The following is a 17,474-nucleotide window of genomic DNA, read 5'->3' as shown; positions in this document are numbered from 1 at the left end:
GTTCGTATCACGCGCCCCGCGGTTGACGCATCATTGCGTAGATCGTCGGCCCGCCGCCTGGCATGACGATGTCACGGGTCACTTCGAAACCGAAGCGGTTGTAGTACGGGATGTTCGATTCCTTGCTGCTCTCGAGGTAAGCGTCGACATGTTCACGGTCACAACGCTCCAACCGAGAGTTCAGCAGCGCTTTGCCGTATCCCCCACCGCGCGCCGCGCTGCCGGTCCCGACGGTCGCGAGATACCAGTGCGGCGAATTCGGGTGTGCTCCTTCGAGAACGGAGCTGACCTCGGCCGCGTGTCGTAGCCCCCTGCCGAAGACACGCACCATTGCGGGCAGGCTCACGAGCCCGGAAATCCACGACTGCTTCCACCGCCCCGGCGGATCCCACAGAGTTGCCCCGCCGATCAGGCCGTTGTCGTCGGTGGCCACCTCGACGCCGCCCCCGGCGAGGTGGTGGTAACGAGCTTCTGCGGCAAACAGTTTCGTCAGGCGATCAGCCCTGGTGGCCTCGTCCGGCAACATCCACGCCATCAAGGGATCATCTTCGAACGCCTCGGCCAACACTGCCGACAGTGCCGGAATATCGGATCGGACAGCCGGCCGTACGTGTACACCCATGAGGCAAGAGTACCGCCGACTGTCCGAATCACTGGACTTTGAACAGCGCTGTCCTTGAACCGATCAGACGAGCAAGCCCGCAATCCGCGGCGGAATCTGTTCGAGCGCGTACGGCAAGCTCAGTACGGTGCTCCACGTCATGGCTTCGGCAGCAGCGTCTTCCAGAATGATCGCGCGGCCGTCCTTCACGACGTCGAGTTCCTGGTAGATCGGGGTCTTGTCCAGCTCCGCGCGAAGCTTGTCGCCGTAGCCGCCACCGGCGTACCAGACGAGTACGTCGACGTCCGCGAGCGAGAGTTGCTCGGTGCTGATCTCGGCGAAGTTACCCGTGATCTGATCGGTGACAGGCGGATTCACGAATCCGAGTTCGGTGAAGAACCGCACCTTCGGGTCTTCCGGTCCGTAGACCCCGAACTGCCCCGGCCCCTTCAACGCGCCGACCAGAACGGTCTTGCCGGCAAACGCCGGATTGGCCGTCTTCACGTCGGCGAACTTCTGGTCGACGCCGGCGATCAGCTCGGTGGCCTTACCCTGCTGCCCCAACGCTTCGCCGATGATGGTCGTCTGGTTCTGCCAGGGGATTCCGTAATCCGCGAACTCCTTGGGCTGCGCCACCGTCGGCGCAATGGCACTGAGTTTGTCGTATTGCGCCTGAGTGAGCCCGGAGTAGGTGCCGACAATGAGGTCGGGTGTCGTGGCAGCGACCTTCTCCATCTGAATGGTGGTGCCCGCAGTTCCGATGATCTCGGGAGTCGGCCCGTTCAGCAGCGGCTGCGCCCAGGGCCACACTCCGTAGGGGTAATCGCCGTACCAGTCGAAGGTTCCGACCAAGGTCCCACCGAGCGCCAGGATCGCATCTTGATCGTTGTATCCGACACTGACGATCCGCTGCGGATCCTTGGGCAACTCCGTAGCCCCGAACTTGTGCGTGATCGATTCCGCAGAGTCACCGCTGGGAGGTGTGTCCTCGTCGTTCGAACTGGAGCAGGCTGCGGCGAATGCCAGCAACGCTCCCGACGTGCCGATCAGAAATCCGCGCCGGGTCAGCCGACCTGCGTCCGTTCGATCCATGTTCCTACCCCTTAAAGTCTGCTGGTTCAGTAGGTAAGGCTAGCCGATGAAAGCTTCATTCCGGCTAGTTCGACCGGCCCATTCGATGGCAGTACCGCGCCGTTCGGGCCACTATGGAGACATGACGCGCCAGGGCCCCTCGAAGGACATCGACGAATCGGATCTCGAAGTCACGCACCCCAAGGACTACGCCGCCGGAGTTCCGGCCGTTCTGGTGTCGCTGCAACGAGGAATCGAGCAGATGGGAGCCTTGCGGACCGCCCGAACGCTCACCAGACTCAACCAGCGACACGGCTTCGACTGCCCGGGGTGTGCGTGGCCGGAGACTCCCGGACATCGCAAGCCCGCCGAATTCTGCGAGAACGGAGCGAAGGCTGTTGCCGAGGAAGCAACGCTTCGCACCGTCACACCCGAATTCTTCGCGGAGCACTCGATCGCCGATCTCGAAGGCAAGACCGACTACTGGCTCGGACAGCAGGGGCGACTGACGCACCCGATGGTCCTGACGCCGGGAGCAACCCATTACCGGCCGATCGACTGGGACGGCGCGTACGCACTGATCGCCGAACATCTGAACGGCCTCGCATCGCCGGACGAAGCGGTGTTCTACACCTCCGGTCGCACGTCCAACGAAGCCGCGTTTCTCTACCAGTTGATGATTCGCAGCTACGGCACCAACAACATGCCCGACTGTTCCAACATGTGTCACGAGTCGTCCGGAAGCGCACTGACCGAATCCATCGGCATCGGCAAAGGCTCGGTGACGGTTCCCGACCTCGAGAACGCCGATCTCATCCTCATCGCCGGACAGAACCCCGGCACCAACCACCCTCGAATGCTCTCGACGCTGGAGAAGGCAAAGAGCAACGGCGCCAAGATCATTGCCATCAATCCTCTGCCCGAGGCGGGATTGCGCAGGTTCAAGGATCCACAGAAGGTGTCCGGCGTGATCGGGCACGGAGTCGACATCGCGGACGAGTTCCTGCAGATCCGGCTGGGCGGCGACATGGCGCTGTTCCAAGGCCTGGGGAAGCTGCTGCTCGAGCAGGAAGATCGCGCTCCCGGGACGGTCGTCGACCGCGCTTTCGTCGACCGGTACTGCGCCGGTTGGGACGAATACGAGAAGCACATCCGCGCGGTCGATCTCGACACGGTACTCGAGGCAACGGGTCTGTCGATGGCACAGCTCGAGGAAACGGCTGCCGCACTTGCCCGATCCGAGCGAACCGTCACCTGCTGGGCCATGGGGATCACTCAGCACACACACGGAGTCGCCACCATCGAAGAAGCAGTCAACCTGCTGCTCATGCGTGGAATGATGGGCAAACCCGGTGCCGGCGTTTGTCCGGTGCGAGGACACTCCAATGTCCAGGGTGACCGCACGATGGGCATCTGGGAAAAGATGCCGGAAGAGTTCCTGGCCGCGCTCGATACCGAGTTCTCGATCTCGAGTCCCCGCAAGCACGGATGGGACACCGTCGACGCGATCCGCGCCATGAACGCAGGCAAGGCAAGCTTCTTCATGGCGATGGGCGGCAACTTCATCCAGGCAAGCCCGGACACCGCAGCGACTGAAACAGCGTTGCGTCAATGCGAACTCACCGTGCAGGTGTCCACCAAGCTGAACCGCAGTCACGTGGTCCACGGGCAGACCGCGATCATCCTCCCCACCCTCGGACGCACCGACCTCGACGTCCAAGCCGGCGGAAAGCAGCTTGTCTCCGTGGAGGATTCGATGTCCATGGTGCACCTGTCGCGCGGACGCCTCACACCGGTCAGCCCCTACCTGCGTAGCGAAGTCGCCATCATCTGCCAACTCGCCCGCGAACTACTCGGCAACGATCACTCCGTCCGCTGGTCGGCCTTCGAGGGCAACTACGATCTGATCCGCGATTCCATCTCACGGGTAGTGCCAGGCTGCGAAAACTACAACTCCCGCGTTCGAGAGCCAGACGGATTCCAACTCCCCCACCCGCCGCGTGACTCGCGTGAGTTCCGCACGCACACCGGCAAAGCCAACTTCGGCGTGAACGACCTGCACTGGATACCCACTCCGAGTGGGCGCCTGATTCTGCAGACGATGCGCAGCCACGACCAGTACAACACCACGATCTACGGCCTCGACGACAGATACCGCGGCATCAAGGGCGGACGCAAAGTCATCCTCGTCAACGCCGAAGACATCACCGCGCTCGGATTCCGTGACGGCGATCTCGTCGACATCGTGTCCGAGTGGACAACACCCGACGGCACACTCGAAGAGCGTCGGGTCACGGAATTCCGCATCGTCTCCTACGACACCCCGCGCGGCAATGCTGCGGCGTACTACCCCGAGACAAATCCGCTCGTTCCCCTCGAACACGTTGCAGCCAAGTCGAACACGCCGGTGTCGAAGGCCGTCACCGTTCGACTCGAAGCATCGGGCGCCTGAGATGGGACGAGTCACCGCACGAACACCGGTCGTTCGAATCTCGGGTGATCGGGTCGTCACGCGCCCCGACACGCTGGCCGTCGAGGAACCACTCGAAATGAGAGTTGGCGGTCAGGTGCTGGCAGTGACGATGCGGACCCCCGGCAACGACGTCGATCTCGTGCACGGATTCCTTCTCAGCGAAGGTGTCATCGCCACCCGCGACGACGTGAGCGTCGTCCGCTACTGCGACGGCGTCGACGAATCCGGTGCGAACACGTACAACGTCCTCGACATCGCTCTCGCTCCCGGAGTGCCGTTGCCCGACCACACCACCGACCGCAACACCGTCGTCAGTTCCGCGTGCGGAGTGTGCGGCAAGACCTCGCTCGACGCCGTCCGAACCACGACGCGACATCCGCTGGTCGGTGACACGACTTCCGTCACCTCGACCATCCTGTCGGCCATGCCGGTCACACTGCGGGAGAGCCAACGGATCTTCGAGCGCACCGGTGGCCTGCACGCGGCCGGATTGTTCACCGCCACCGGCGAACTCCTTGCACTGCGCGAGGATGTCGGCCGTCACAACGCCGTCGACAAGGTGATCGGTTGGGCCATCACCGACGGCCGAGTGCCCCTCTACGACACGATCTTGATCGTCAGCGGGCGGGCGTCGTTCGAACTCGTCCAGAAGGCCGTCATGGCCGGCATTCCGATCCTCGGTGCTGTCTCCGCGCCGTCGTCGCTGGCAGTGGAACTAGCGCAGGAGTCCGGGCTGACTCTCGCCGGTTTCATCCGCGGCGATTCGATGAACGTCTACTCGCACCCGCACCGAGTCGAGGTCACGTCGAACTCGCACGCAACTGAGCCGACAGTCGCACAGCGGAGTTGACTTCCCCGTAGCCCTCGTATCCACCCACCCGCTGCACGACCTCGAAGAACAGGTCTCCCCCGACGGTCGGGGTGAACAGGTGGAAGAACTCGCCGTGAGCGTCCGCGTCGTAAAGAATTCCGGTGCTGCGCATCCGGTCGAGCAGTTCCGGATTCAGTCCGAAACGCGCGTCCAGATCGTCGTAGTAGTTCGGGGAAATGGGTAGCGGAGCAAATCCCCAGTCCTGCATGGACGCAGCGGCACCGAAGATGTTCTCACACGCGAAGGCGACGTGGCTGACGCCGCCGCGACGGACCGTCGGCAGCCCACTTCGACTTCCCTCCACCATGTTCAGCGAGATGCGCAGGGTATGTCCGTCACCGCCTTGAACGAGCGTGAGCGCCTGGCTTCGCATGAGGCCGACAGAATCGGTGACGTCCTGCCCCTCGTGTGGTTGCATCTCGAACACGGACCGCAGGAGCAGCATGATGCCGTCCCAGCTCTCGGCCGGAACCGCCAGTGCCACGTGGTCGATCCCGGTGAACACTGCGCCCTGTTCACGATTGCGCTCGGCGGGCAGCGGGTAGATCTCGAATGCCGATTCCCACGCTGCAGCGCTGCCGGGGCCACGAAGGTCGATCGATGTCGCATCGGTGACCTTCAGGCGTACGACGTCCGGTACCTCGGAGTTCTCGTCGCTCGACCCCGGCAACTGCACGCGCGTCGCCGGCACTTCGAGAGCCAGAGCGCGCTCTCCCCACACCTCGGGTTCGGTTGCCCGGATGCCGATCTGAGTGAGAACCGGTAGATCCGCAGGCAGCCCGGGCGCCGTCCACACCGTGCCCGCAGTCGCATCCACGGCAACGGTGAGCGGTCCGTGCCGCCACAACTGCAAATCGTGATCGTGGTGCCGTCCGACAAGATGAAAACCGACGCGGGAGAGCATCGAGTGCACCTGGTCCTGTTTCGCCGGACCCGCCGCGATTCGCAGAGACACGATTCCTTCGAGCGGTGTGCGCTCCGGGGCGGTGAACAGCGTGGGTCCACCGGCGGCAGGGTTCGCGGCGGCGACCTGTTCTTCCAGATGCAGGAGCGACCGATGAGCGTCGATTGCCGTCCGCTGGGTGTCGGCGCGGCGGAATACGTCGTTGAAGATCTCGAGCGACCACGGTCCGTCGTAACCGGTGGCGTAGACATGCTGAGCGAACGCATTGAGATCGAAGCTGCCCTGCCCCGGGAAGTTTCGGTGATGCCGGCTCCACTGGAGGATGTCCATCGCCAAGAACGGAGCGTCCGCCAACTGGAGGAAGAAGATCTTCTCGCCGGGAATCTCGCGAATTCCGGCGGGATCGTCACCGCGCGAGAGGATGTGAAAGCTGTCCAGACAGGTACCGAGCGAAGGATGGTCGACGCCCTCGACGATCTGCCACGCATGGCCGTACGTGTTGACGTGGGCACCCCACGCGAGCGCCTCATAGGCAACCTTCTTGCCGTGCTCGGACGCCAGTTCGGCGAGAGCTCCGAATTGCTCTGTCAACTGACCGTCATCGTGACTTGCGGTCGGCAGGGGCGAGGAGCACACCAGGAGCGTCTCGCACCCCAGTTGATCCATGAGCTCGAATTTGCGTTGCACTCGAACAAGATTCCGAGCAAATTGGGCCTCGTCCACCGTGTCGAAGTCACGGAACGGCTGATACAGATCGAGGGTCAAGCCCAGATCCGCAGCCCTCGTTCGTAATTCCTTCGGGGACCACGGCGAAGCAACAAAATCCGGCTCGAACACCTCGAAGCCGTCGAAGCCGGCAGCAGTGATGGCGTCGAGCTTCTCCTCGAGAGTGCCACTGAGCGATACCGTCGCGATCGACGTCCGGACCGGGGCACTCACAGCGCTGCCGCAGTCTGTTCGCCGTGTACAAGTTCCGTCATGTGCGCGAGCATGCGCTTACTGTCGGGCTCGATGCCCGTGAAGATCCGGAACGCGTCGACGGCCTGGAAGACAGTCATTCCGCCTCCGCTGAGCGTCGGGGCTCCGATCAACCTTGCCTGACGCAACAGTTCGGTTTCGAGTGGACGGTAGACGATTTCGGCCACCCACAGATCAGGGCGAAGCAGATCTGGCGAGAACGCCATTCCGGGATGAGCCGCCATTCCCATCGGCGTCGCGTGGATCAATCCGTTTGCCTTGCCGAGCACTTCGGCGAGGTCGCTCGTATGCCGCGCCTCGACAACCTGCGCCGGAAACTGCTGCGCGAAGGTTTGTGCAAGTTCCTGCGCGCGAGGCAGGCTCGAATCGACCAACGTCAGTGTCCCGACGCCACGGGTGAGCGCGGCATAGGCAACCGCCGCACCGGCTCCGCCGGCACCGAGCTGCACGACGCGATCGAGCTGTGCTCCGGGAAGTCCGTCGTCGAAATTTCGGCCGAAGCCCGACCAATCGGTGTTGTGTCCGATCGCCTTGCCGGAGTCGAAGAGGACCGTGTTCACCGCTCCGAGCCGGCTCGCATCCGGCGAGAGCTCGTCGAGGTGCTCGATCACCAACTGCTTGCATGGGTGAGTGATGTTGAGGCCGCGGAACCCGAAACGTCGTGCATAGGTGAGAAGTTCACCGATGTCCGACGGCGCCATCCCCATCGCATCGAGATCGAGGATGCGGTAGACGTACGGCAGGCCCTGTCTGCGCCCTTCCTCCTCGTGCATGATCGGAGTCAAGGAGGCTCCGATGCCGGTGCCGATCAGACCGCAGAGGATCGAATCACTCATCAGTTCTTCCCTTCTCGGACGCAGACGAATTCGACTGCGGCGCTGTAACCGTCGATTCCCAATCCGCAGATGACAGCGTCGGCGATCCCGGAGACATACGAGTGGTGACGGAATTCTTCGCGACTGTGGATGTTGCTGATGTGCACCTCCACGACGGGGGCATCGAGTGTGACCAGAGCGTCACGCAACGCAACGGAGGTATGCGAGTACCCACCGGGATTGATGACGATGCCCGCAACGTTTCCCCTGGCCTCGTGGATCCAATCGATCAGTTGGCCCTCGTGGTTCGACTGCCTTGCCTCGACCACCGCTCCGAACTTCGCGGCCGCCGCTTCACAGCGGGAAACTACGTCGTCCAGCGTGTCTCTCCCGTAGAACTCCGGTTGGCGCTGGCCCAACAAATTCAAGTTGGGCCCGTTGAGGACCAGAATCGGTAGAGATGAAGTCATCAGGGGCACCTCGGGGTTGACGCTCGAAACTAATGTACGAACTAGTGAGTTAGTTCACTGGACGTTACTCCCCCGACGCGGACTCGACAAGCAAAGTCGACAAACTGCTGACAGATAGAGTGAGCACATGGTTTCCGAGCAGTCAGTGAACTCCGTGGTGTCGAAGCCGGAGAAACGACGCCGAAACAGCGATCTGACCAGGGTGAACATCATCGCCGTCGCCACCGAGGAGTTTGCCGACAAAGGCTTTGCCGGCGCCCGAGTGGACGAGATCGCAACCAAGACTCACACCACCAAGCGCATGATCTACTACTACTTCACCGACAAGGAAGGGCTGTACAAGTCCGTCCTCGAACACGCGTACAGCGTCATTCGTGCGCAGGAACGTGAACTCGACCTCGAGGGATTGAAACCCACGGCAGCAGTCCGCGCCTTGGCCGAACTCACCTTCGACCACCACGAACAACACCCGAACTTCATTCGGCTGGTAGCCAACGAGAACATGCTCCGCGGTGAGCACATCGAGAAATCCGAGCTACTCAGCGGTCTCGGCGCCCCCGCCGCCGACCTGGTCTCGCAGATCCTCCACGACGGACAGCAGTCGGGAGCATTCCGCTCCGACGTAGATGCTCTCGATATTCACATGTTGATCAGCAGTTACTGCGTCTTTCGTATCGCCAATCGTTACACCTTCAAAGCGCTCTTCGACCGCGACCTGACCGACTCGACGCATCGTGAGCATCTTCGAACAATGCTCGGCGACATGGTTGTTGCGTTCTTGACCTCGAAGGCGCCGTCCTGACCCACCCCGAAGTCCGAAAAATCCCCCTACGGTGGTGAGTGGAACTCACAGCTGCCACCGGGAGGAATGACGTGACCGAGAATTACGTAGACGGGCTTTCACTCGAGGAGAAGGCGTCGTTGACGTCGGGCTCGGATTTCTGGCACAGCCAGTCCGTTCCCGGAATCGAATCAATACTCCTGACCGACGGTCCGCACGGAGTCCGGAAACAACCCGAGGGCGGCGACGCACTCGGACTCGGCCACAGCATTCCAGCGACATGTTTCCCACCGGAGGTCGGGTTGGGCTCGTCGTGGAACCTCGACCTCATCCGCCAGGTCGGTGAGGCTCTGGGCGACGAGGCCAAAGCCGAACAGGTCTCGGTCCTCCTCGGCCCAGGCATCAACATCAAACGATCACCCTTGTGTGGCAGGAATTTCGAATACGTCTCCGAGGACCCATTCCTCTCCGGCCGCGTCGCGGCAGCGCTGATCACCGGCATCCAGTCTCGCGGCGTCGGAACCTCGCTCAAGCACTTCGCTGCCAACAACCAAGAACACGACCGGATGAGAGTCAGTGCCGACGTCGACGAACGGACGCTGCGCGAGATCTATCTGGCCGGCTTCGAATACGCCGTCAAGACCGCGGCCCCGACGACGGTCATGTGCTCGTACAACAAGATCAACGGTGTGTACTCGAGCCAGAACCATTGGCTGCTCACCGAGGTACTCCGCGAACAGTGGGGCTTCGACGGCCTCGTCGTTTCGGACTGGGGAGCGGTCAACGACCGCGTGGCGGCACTCGCCGCGGGCCTCGACCTGGAAATGCCGCCGACCGGAACCGATACCCAGATCGTCGACGCCGTGCGCGGCGGCGACCTGGACGAATCAGTGCTCACCACTGCCGCCGAGCGCCTGGCGACGCTGGTGGCACGCACCGCCGCCGCGCGCACCGAAGGCCACACGTACGACGTCGAGCGTCACCACGAACTGGCGCGGACCGCTGCAGCGGAGTCCGCTGTATTGCTGGCGAACGACGGAGAACTGCTGCCGCTGACCCCCGGCGGGCAAACCGTCGCGGTGATCGGCGAATTCGCGTGCAGCCCGCGGTACCAGGGGGCCGGCAGTTCGCAGGTGGTTCCAACCAAGCTCGACAATGCCTTGGACGCGATACTCGACCTCGAAGGCGCCGACCGCGTCACTTTCGCACCGGGCTTCACCTTCGACGGCACTCCGGACGACGACATGGTCACCGAGGCTGTCGACGCCGCACGCCGCGCTGACGTCGCGGTGCTGTTCCTCGGACTACCGTCCGCCACGGAATCCGAAGGATTCGACCGAACCGACATCGAACTGCCGGCTGACCAGATCGCCCTGTTGGAAGCGGTCCACGGCGCGAACCCGAACACGGTCGTCGTGCTCGCCAACGGCGGCGTGGTTGCGATCGAGCCTTGGAAGGATCATGCCGCCGCAATCCTCGAGGGCTGGCTACTCGGCCAGGCGGGCGGCTCGGCGATTGCCGATCTTCTGTTCGGCATCACGAATCCGTCCGGCCGCCTGACGGAGACCATTCCGCTTCGCCTCCAAGACAATCCGTCGTATCTGCATTTCCCGGGATCACAGCAGCACGTCCGCTACGGCGAAGGCCTGTACGTGGGATACCGCTACTACGACTCCGCGCTGCGCGAAGTGGCGTACCCGTTCGGGTTCGGGCTGAGCTACACCACCTTCGACATCACCGATACCTCCGTCGAGGCCGGTGAGAACTCCGCCGAAGTGACCGTCACCGTGCGCAACAGCGGCGACCGATCGGGCAGCACCGTCGTTCAGGTCTACGTTCACGACGCCTCGGCAAGCATCGATCGACCCGCGCAGGAATTGAAGGGCTTCGCCAAGGTCCACCTCGACCCCGACGAATCCGCGACTGTGACCATCACGCTCGACACCAGGGCATTTGCCTATTGGTCCGTCGCGGCGCAGGACTGGGCGATCGAACCTGGCGACTACGAGATCCGCGTCGGCTTCTCGTCTCGGGACATCGCAACCACCGACACGATCACCCTGGCCGGGAACGTCGGCGTCGGCACGCTCGACGCCATGTCGACCATCGGCGAATGGCTCGCCCATCCCGTCGGCAGCACAGTTCTCGGCGCCGCCATGGCTGCCGCAGCGGGCGACGGTGCACAGGCGGTCAGCCCCGAGATGATGGCACTCGCAGGCTCGATGCCGCTCGGAAAACTCGCCACCTTCGGCCTCGGGATCACCGAGGAACAGGTGGAGCAGTTGGTGGCGGCCGCAGCACAGCCGGCCTCCTAACTCCCTGAACTGCGGTTTCGACGAGCGGCGTGACCGCCAGTAGATTTTTATGAACTATTTGGTTAATAATCTTGTGTAGTTGCTGTGGCGTCGGTTACATTCCTTGTATCGCTCTCCGCACAGACGTTCTTTATACGAACACAATCGGCGGATGTAGAGCCTCCACGACGCTTCCACCCAGGAGATGAGCATGTCAGCTAGCACGGTTACACCGTCCGGGCCCGAGGCGGGGTCCTTGGCAAGGCCGGATACGACCAAGGTCAAGCGCGCCGCAACATCGTCGTTTCTCGGCAGCATGCTCGAGTACTACGACTTCTACATCTACGCCTCCGCCGCTGCGCTCATCTTCCCCACGGTGTTCTTCCCGGACAGCGGACATGCGGCTCTGCTTTCGCTGGCCACCTTCGGTGTCGCGTACGTCGCGCGTCCCCTCGGCGCTGTAGTCCTCGGCCATTTCGGTGACCGCGTCGGCCGCAAGAAGATCATGCTGCTCACGCTCATTCTGATGGGCGCAGCCACCTTCCTCATCGGATGTATTCCCAGCGCCGATTCGATCGGAGTTCTTGCACCGATCCTTCTTGTCCTGATGAGAATCGCCCAGGGCATCTCCGCCGCGGGTGAACAGAGCGGTGCCAGCTCACTGACGCTCGAACACGCCCCCGAAGGCCGACGCGCGTTCTTCTGCAGTTGGACCCTCAACGGCACCCAGGCCGGCTTCATCCTCGCCAGCCTCGTATTCCTGCCCATCGCCGCGCTCCCCGACGACATCCTTTACACGTGGGGTTGGCGAATCCCGTTCTGGGGCAGCCTGATCGTTCTGGTCGCGGCATACATCATGCGTCTCAAGCTCGAAGAGCCCGAAGAGTTCACCGAGCAGCAGGAATCCAAGACCGTCGCCAAATTGCCTGTTGCCGATCTTCTTCGCACCCACAGCGCAAATCTGATTCGCGTGATCTGCTGCGCTTTCATCGCCGTCGTCTCGACCATCTTCTCCGTCTTCGGTCTCGCTTTCGCCACCACCGAAGAAGTGGGGATTCCGAAGTCGACCATGCTCTGGGTTGCCATCGCAGCCAACGCCGTAGCCCTGCTCAGTCAGCCCGCCTGGGCGATGCTCTCCGACCGGATCGGTCGCAGGCCGTTGTTCATCGGTGGCGCCCTCGGTAGCGCGGTGTTCATCTACGTGTACTTCGGCGCAATCGCCAGCGGCAACGTTCCCCTGATCTTCCTCGCCGCAATCGGATTGATGTCCGTCTTCTACGCTGCCCCGAATGCCATCTGGCCGTCGTTCTACTCCGAGATGTTCAACACCAAGGTCCGCTACTCGGGCATTGCGATCGGCACCCAGGTCGGCTTCGCCCTCGCAGGCTTTGCCCCCGCCATCGGCAACGCCCTCATGGGCGGCGACAAGACACACTGGATGCCCGTTGCCATTCTGACTTCGGTGGCCTGCGTCATCTGCGCGATCTCGGCGTTCACCGCTAAGGAGACGTTCCGCACCCCCCTCAAGGAGCTCGGCAACCCGATCTAGCCGACCACCCCGCAGACACCCTGCACGAACCACTGTGTTGCGCGAACGACTGTGGCCCGGCATCTCGCGAGAGATACCGGGCCACAGTCGTTTTGAAGTTCTACGCCGTCTTGTCGCGACGCTCGCCACGTTCCGGCTTACGCGGAACGATGGTCGGAAGTACGTTGTCGTTGACGGTCTCCGCGGTGACGACCACCTTTTCGACGTCGTCACGGCTGGGAATGTCGTACATCACGGGAAGAAGAACCTCTTCCATGATGGCGCGCAGGCCACGAGCGCCGGTTCCACGCAAGATCGCCTGATCGGCAATAGCGTCGAGCGCTTCTTCGGTGAACTCGAGTTCGACGCCGTCCATGTCGAACAGGCGACGATACTGCTTGACGAGAGCGTTCTTGGGCTCCGACAGGATCTGAACGAGCGATTCCTTGTCGAGGTTGGTCACCGACGCGATCATCGGCAGTCGGCCGATGAACTCCGGAATCAGACCGAACTTGATCAAATCCTCCGGCATGACCTCGGCGAAACGATCGACCGTATCCAGTTCGGCCTTCGACCGAACCTCGGCACCGAATCCGATACCGCGCTTGCCGACACGATCGGAGACGATCCGCTCGAGACCTGCGAAAGCGCCCGCGACGATGAACAGCACGTTCGTGGTGTCGATCTGAATGAATTCCTGGTGCGGATGCTTACGGCCACCCTGCGGCGGGACGCTTGCCTGCGTACCTTCGAGGATCTTCAGCAACGCCTGCTGAACGCCTTCGCCGGAGACGTCACGCGTGATCGACGGGTTCTCGCTCTTACGGGCGATCTTGTCGACCTCGTCGATGTAGATGATTCCGGTCTCGGCGCGCTTGACGTCGTAGTCGGCAGCCTGAATCAGCTTGAGCAGAATGTTCTCGACGTCCTCACCGACGTAACCGGCCTCGGTCAACGCCGTCGCGTCAGCGATGGCGAACGGGACGTTGAGCATCTTCGCGAGAGTCTGAGCGAGATACGTCTTGCCACAGCCGGTGGGGCCGAGCATCAAGATGTTGGATTTCGCGAGCTCAACCGTCTCACCCCGCGCGTCACGGCCCTTGTCGCCGGCCTGAATGCGCTTGTAGTGGTTGTAGACGGCCACGGCCAACGTCCGCTTGGCGGAGTCCTGACCGATGACGTAGTTCTCGAGGAATTCTCGGATCTCCGCAGGCTTGGGAAGCTCGTCGAGCTTGACCTCGCTCGATTCGGCCAATTCCTCTTCGATGATCTCGTTGCAGAGGTCGATGCACTCGTCGCAGATGTACACCCCGGGTCCTGCAATGAGCTTTTTGACCTGCTTCTGACTCTTACCGCAGAAAGAGCACTTGAGCAGATCCCCGCCGTCGCCGATGCGTGCCATCTCGTGAGGTCCCTACTTTCCATCATGTACGTGCACTCGCCGCCACTCGATCGGTCGAGACGCTCCGCAGTACTTCGGTAGTTGTCAGATCAGACAAACTGATCGAACAAATCTGGTCGAACAATCGCAGAACGCCGGTCGAGAACCAGCCCGTGAAGTGACGGTACCCGCAGATCCCGAACGGGGTCGACCTGTTCTCGGCGTTTCGTCTGCGGATAAAAAAGAAAAGAGTCGAGATTTCAGCCTGGCAAGCGCTCCACCAGGCACTTCTCGACGTGTCCGCCTCGTGTCGGGAATCGGGATACAGATCCTCGACACGAGGCGGAAATCGACTACTTCTGTGCGCTGAGCTTCCGGTAAGCCAGCACGTCGTCGATGATGCCGTACTCCTTGGCCTGCTCGGCCGTGAGGATCTTGTCGCGATCGGTGTCGACGCGGATGGTCTCCGGATCCTTACCCGTGTGCAGCGACAGCGTGCTCTCCATGAGCCGACGCATACGCTCGATCTCCGCAGCCTGGATCTCCAGATCGGAAACCTGACCCTGGATGCCGCCCGTAGCCGGCTGGTGGATCAGAATGCGCGAGTTGGGGAGCGCGAAGCGCTTGCCCGGCGTACCGCCGGCCAGAAGCACGGCAGCTGCCGAAGCAGCCTGACCGAGGCAGACGGTGGAAATGTCGGCACGGACGTACTGCATCGTGTCGTAGATCGCCATCAGCGCGGTGAAAGAACCACCGGGCGAGTTGATGTACATGGTGATGTCGCGGTCCGGATCCTGCGATTCGAGAACCAGCAACTGCGCCATGAGGTCGTTGGCGGACACGTCGTCGACCTGCGAGCCGAGGAAGATGATGCGCTCCTCGAAAAGCTTGTTGTACGGGTCGGACGTCTTGACGCCGTAGCTGGTCTGCTCCGTGAACTGGGGCAGGATGTAACGCGATTGGGGGCCCGACGGCGCCTGGCCGCCCAGCGAGTTAGCTCCGAAAAGATTGGTCATCAGTTCTCCAAAGTATGAATTGGGCAGCGAAAGGATGGGCGTACCGGCTCAGTTGCCGGTGCCGCCGGCCTGATTCGCACGGGAGACGACGTGGTCGACGAAGCCGTACTCGAGAGCTTCCTTCGCCGTGAACCAACGGTCACGATCGGAGTCCGCGGTGATCTGCTCGACCGTCTGGCCGGTGTGCTGAGCAATCAGCTCGGCCATTTCGCGCTTGGTGTGCTTGAACTGCTCGGCCATGATCGCGATGTCACTTGCGGAACCACCGATGCCGGCGGACGGCTGGTGCATCATGATGCGGGCGTGAGGCAGCGCGTAGCGCTTGCCCTTGGTGCCTGCCGAGAGCAGGAACTGACCCATCGACGCCGCAAGGCCCATGCCGAAGGTGGCGATGTCGCACTCGGCGAACTGCATGGTGTCGAAGATCGCCATACCTGCGGTCACGGATCCACCGGGCGAGTTGATGTAGAGCGAGATGTCTCGCGTCGGGTCCTCGGCCGAGAGCAGCAGGATCTGTGCGCACAGCTTGTTGGCGATGTCGTCGTCGACCTGGGTACCGAGGAAAATGATGCGCTCTCGCAGCAAGCGCTCGTACACCGAGTCGCTGAGGTTCAACCCAGCGGTCGCTGAAGTCATGGCGGGACTCTGCAAAGTCTCCAGGTGATTGGAAGTCACGGTACCTGCCTTCTATGTGGATCTACTTGTGCGGTGGATCGTCTATGCGAAACACTTCTACTGACACAGACAGTAACGAAGTAGGGCGGCACCGGAGTCCCGGTGCCGCCCTACTTCGCTCAAAGCGGAAAACTCAGTGCAGTCGATCGTGGTGAAAACACCCGTCCGCCTGCGTTTTTACTTGTCTTCGCTCTCGGCGGAATCAGACTCGTCCGCTTCGGTTTCGGCCTCACTGCTGCCGAACAGCTCTGCGGTGTCGACAACTGCGCCGGAGGTGTCCTTGACACCGGCCGACTCGACGACGGACGCGAGAGCCTTGCCACGACGGACGTCTGCGAAGACGGCGCCGAGCTGGTTGGCCTGCTGGATCTGCTGGATGAACTGCTCAGGAGCCATGCCGTAACGCTGCGCCTGGAACAGGATGCGCTCGGTGAGCTCGTCCTGACCGACGGTGACGTTGCCCGCATCGGCAATCGAGTCGAGCAAGAGCTGCGTCTTGACGGAGCGCTCAGCGGCTTCCTGTGCATCCTTGTCGAACTCTTCGCGGCTGCTGCCCTGCTCTTCGAGGAGCTTGTTCAGTGCCTCTTCGTCGTGATCGAGACCGTGAACGGCGTCGTGCAGTGCAGCGTCGACCTCAGCCTTGACGACAGCCTCCGGCAACGGAACCTCGACGGTCTCGAGCAGCTGCTCGAGAACCTTGTCGCGGATCTGACCGGCCTGCTCGACCTTGCGGACGCGTGCGACGCGCTCACGGAGGTCAGCCTTCAGTTCTTCCAGGGTGTCGAACTCGCTGGCGAGCTGAGCGAACTCGTCGTCCTCAGCCGGAAGCTCGCGCTCCTTGACCGTCTGCACGGTCACGGTGACAACAGCTTCCTTGCCTGCGTACTCGCCGGCGACCAGCGTCGACGTGAAGTCCTTGGACTCCCCCGCCTTGAGGCCGATGATGGCTTCGTCGAGGCCCTCGATGAGCTGGCCCGAACCGACCTCGTGCGACAGTCCGCTCGCGGTTGCCTCGGCAACGTTCTCGCCGTCGACGGTGGCCGACAGATCGATGGAGACGAAGTCGCCGTCCTCGACTGCGCGGTCGACGCCGGTGAGGGTACCGAAACGCTGACGCAGCGAAAGCAGCTGCTCTTCGATAGCTTCGTCGGTGATCTCGATCGGATCGACCTCGACGTTGATGGAGCTGAAGTCAGGGAGCTCGATCTCGGGGCGCACGTCGACCTCGGCGGTGAACTCGAGGAGCTCGCCGTCTTCGATCTTGGTGACCTCGATCTCGGGCTGGCCGATGGCCTTCACGCCGGCGCTGGTGACAGCCTCGGAGTAACGCGACGGCAGAGCGTCGTTGACGACCTGCTCGAGCACAGCGCCGCGACCGACACGCGCTTCGAGGAGGCGGGCCGGAGCCTTGCCGGGACGGAAGCCGGGGAGACGAATCTGCTGCGCGAGGGCCTTGTAGGCCTTGTCGAAATCAGACTTGAGTTCCGCGAAGGGCACCTCAACGTTGATACGGACTCGCGTCGGGCTGAGCTGCTCGACGGTGCTCTTCACGAAACTTCGCTCCTTCGTCTGGTCTTGCTCACAACTTGTGTTGAATCGGTACTGCTGTCTGGCGC

Annotated in this window: 14 protein-coding genes; 5 read left to right on the top strand and 9 right to left on the bottom strand. The window is 62.4% G+C overall.

The window, feature by feature from the left end; genetic code table 11:
- Positions 1 to 7: 7 nt before the first annotated feature.
- Together RhoBH5_RS14420 and RhoBH5_RS14415 are read right to left on the bottom strand one after the other, a co-directional pair.
- On the bottom strand, positions 8 to 622 hold the full coding sequence (locus RhoBH5_RS14420) for a GNAT family N-acetyltransferase (RefSeq protein ID WP_030536638.1): 615 nt from the start codon (positions 620 to 622) through the stop codon (positions 8 to 10).
- Between the two features lie 63 nt (positions 623 to 685).
- Positions 686 to 1,693 (bottom strand): iron-siderophore ABC transporter substrate-binding protein, encoded by a 1,008-nt coding sequence (locus RhoBH5_RS14415; protein WP_270008456.1) that lies wholly within the window; start codon positions 1,691 to 1,693, stop codon positions 686 to 688.
- Positions 1,694 to 1,814: 121 nt separating this feature from the next.
- On the opposite strand from RhoBH5_RS14415, the gene RhoBH5_RS14410 reads away from it, so the two are divergent.
- Both RhoBH5_RS14410 and fdhD read left to right on the top strand, forming a co-directional pair.
- Positions 1,815 to 4,124 (top strand): FdhF/YdeP family oxidoreductase, encoded by a 2,310-nt coding sequence (locus RhoBH5_RS14410; protein WP_030536640.1) that lies wholly within the window; start codon positions 1,815 to 1,817, stop codon positions 4,122 to 4,124.
- 1 nt (position 4,125) lies between these two features.
- Complete coding sequence (gene fdhD, locus RhoBH5_RS14405; protein WP_003944453.1) at positions 4,126 to 4,995, top strand: formate dehydrogenase accessory sulfurtransferase FdhD; 870 nt, start codon at positions 4,126 to 4,128, stop codon at positions 4,993 to 4,995.
- On the opposite strand, the gene RhoBH5_RS14400 is transcribed toward fdhD, so the two are convergent.
- The 3 genes from RhoBH5_RS14400 to aroQ are packed head-to-tail and all read right to left on the bottom strand — an operon-like array spanning position 4,946 to position 8,183.
- Positions 4,946 to 6,859, bottom strand: a complete 1,914-nt coding sequence (locus RhoBH5_RS14400; protein WP_270008455.1) for a sugar phosphate isomerase/epimerase and 4-hydroxyphenylpyruvate domain-containing protein — start codon at positions 6,857 to 6,859, stop codon at positions 4,946 to 4,948. The genes fdhD and RhoBH5_RS14400 overlap by 50 nt on opposite strands.
- Positions 6,856 to 7,734, bottom strand: a complete 879-nt coding sequence (locus RhoBH5_RS14395; protein ID WP_162113792.1) for a shikimate dehydrogenase — start codon at positions 7,732 to 7,734, stop codon at positions 6,856 to 6,858. The genes RhoBH5_RS14400 and RhoBH5_RS14395 overlap by 4 nt, the downstream gene beginning before the upstream one ends.
- Complete coding sequence (gene aroQ / locus RhoBH5_RS14390) at positions 7,734 to 8,183, bottom strand: type II 3-dehydroquinate dehydratase (protein WP_007730969.1); 450 nt, start codon at positions 8,181 to 8,183, stop codon at positions 7,734 to 7,736. Before aroQ ends, RhoBH5_RS14395 begins: the two co-directional genes overlap by 1 nt.
- Positions 8,184 to 8,310: 127 nt before the next feature.
- Here aroQ and RhoBH5_RS14385 point away from each other — a divergent pair, with 127 nt between their 5' ends.
- The 3 genes from RhoBH5_RS14385 (at position 8,311) to RhoBH5_RS14375 (ending at position 12,807) form a co-directional block, all read left to right on the top strand.
- A complete protein-coding gene (locus RhoBH5_RS14385) occupies positions 8,311 to 8,985 on the top strand; it encodes a TetR family transcriptional regulator (protein ID WP_007730968.1) in 675 nt (224 codons plus the stop codon).
- 71 nt (positions 8,986 to 9,056) lie between these two features.
- Positions 9,057 to 11,279 carry a glycoside hydrolase family 3 C-terminal domain-containing protein gene (locus RhoBH5_RS14380; RefSeq protein ID WP_050654638.1) on the top strand — a complete coding sequence of 741 codons (2,223 nt, stop codon included), beginning with the start codon at positions 9,057 to 9,059 and terminating at the stop codon, positions 11,277 to 11,279.
- A gap of 190 nt (positions 11,280 to 11,469) precedes the next feature.
- Positions 11,470 to 12,807, top strand: coding sequence for an MFS transporter (locus RhoBH5_RS14375; protein WP_003944496.1), 1,338 nt, complete (start codon positions 11,470 to 11,472; stop codon positions 12,805 to 12,807).
- Between the two features lie 100 nt (positions 12,808 to 12,907).
- Here the strand turns inward: RhoBH5_RS14375 and clpX are convergent, their stop codons facing one another.
- The 4 genes from clpX to tig all read right to left on the bottom strand — a co-directional run bounded on the left by clpX (position 12,908) and on the right by tig (position 17,409).
- A complete protein-coding gene (gene clpX, locus RhoBH5_RS14370) occupies positions 12,908 to 14,188 on the bottom strand; it encodes an ATP-dependent Clp protease ATP-binding subunit ClpX (RefSeq protein WP_003944582.1) in 1,281 nt (426 codons plus the stop codon).
- Between the two features lie 332 nt (positions 14,189 to 14,520).
- Positions 14,521 to 15,183, bottom strand: coding sequence for an ATP-dependent Clp protease proteolytic subunit (locus RhoBH5_RS14365; protein ID WP_003944539.1), 663 nt, complete (start codon positions 15,181 to 15,183; stop codon positions 14,521 to 14,523).
- A gap of 48 nt (positions 15,184 to 15,231) precedes the next feature.
- Positions 15,232 to 15,819: an ATP-dependent Clp protease proteolytic subunit gene (locus RhoBH5_RS14360; RefSeq protein WP_007730960.1), complete on the bottom strand. Its 588-nt coding sequence runs from the start codon at positions 15,817 to 15,819 to the stop codon at positions 15,232 to 15,234.
- Positions 15,820 to 16,035: 216 nt separating this feature from the next.
- Positions 16,036 to 17,409 carry a trigger factor gene (gene tig / locus RhoBH5_RS14355; RefSeq protein ID WP_007730958.1) on the bottom strand — a complete coding sequence of 458 codons (1,374 nt, stop codon included), beginning with the start codon at positions 17,407 to 17,409 and terminating at the stop codon, positions 16,036 to 16,038.
- Positions 17,410 to 17,474 lie beyond the last annotated feature (65 nt).

Origin of the sequence: Rhodococcus sp. BH5 (genome assembly GCF_027583855.1) — a bacterium.
In the GTDB taxonomy this organism is placed as follows: Bacteria; Actinomycetota; Actinomycetes; order Mycobacteriales; family Mycobacteriaceae; genus Rhodococcus_F; species Rhodococcus_F qingshengii.
Note: the sequence above shows the minus strand (reverse complement) of the source record. Positions and strands in the feature narration are given on the sequence as shown.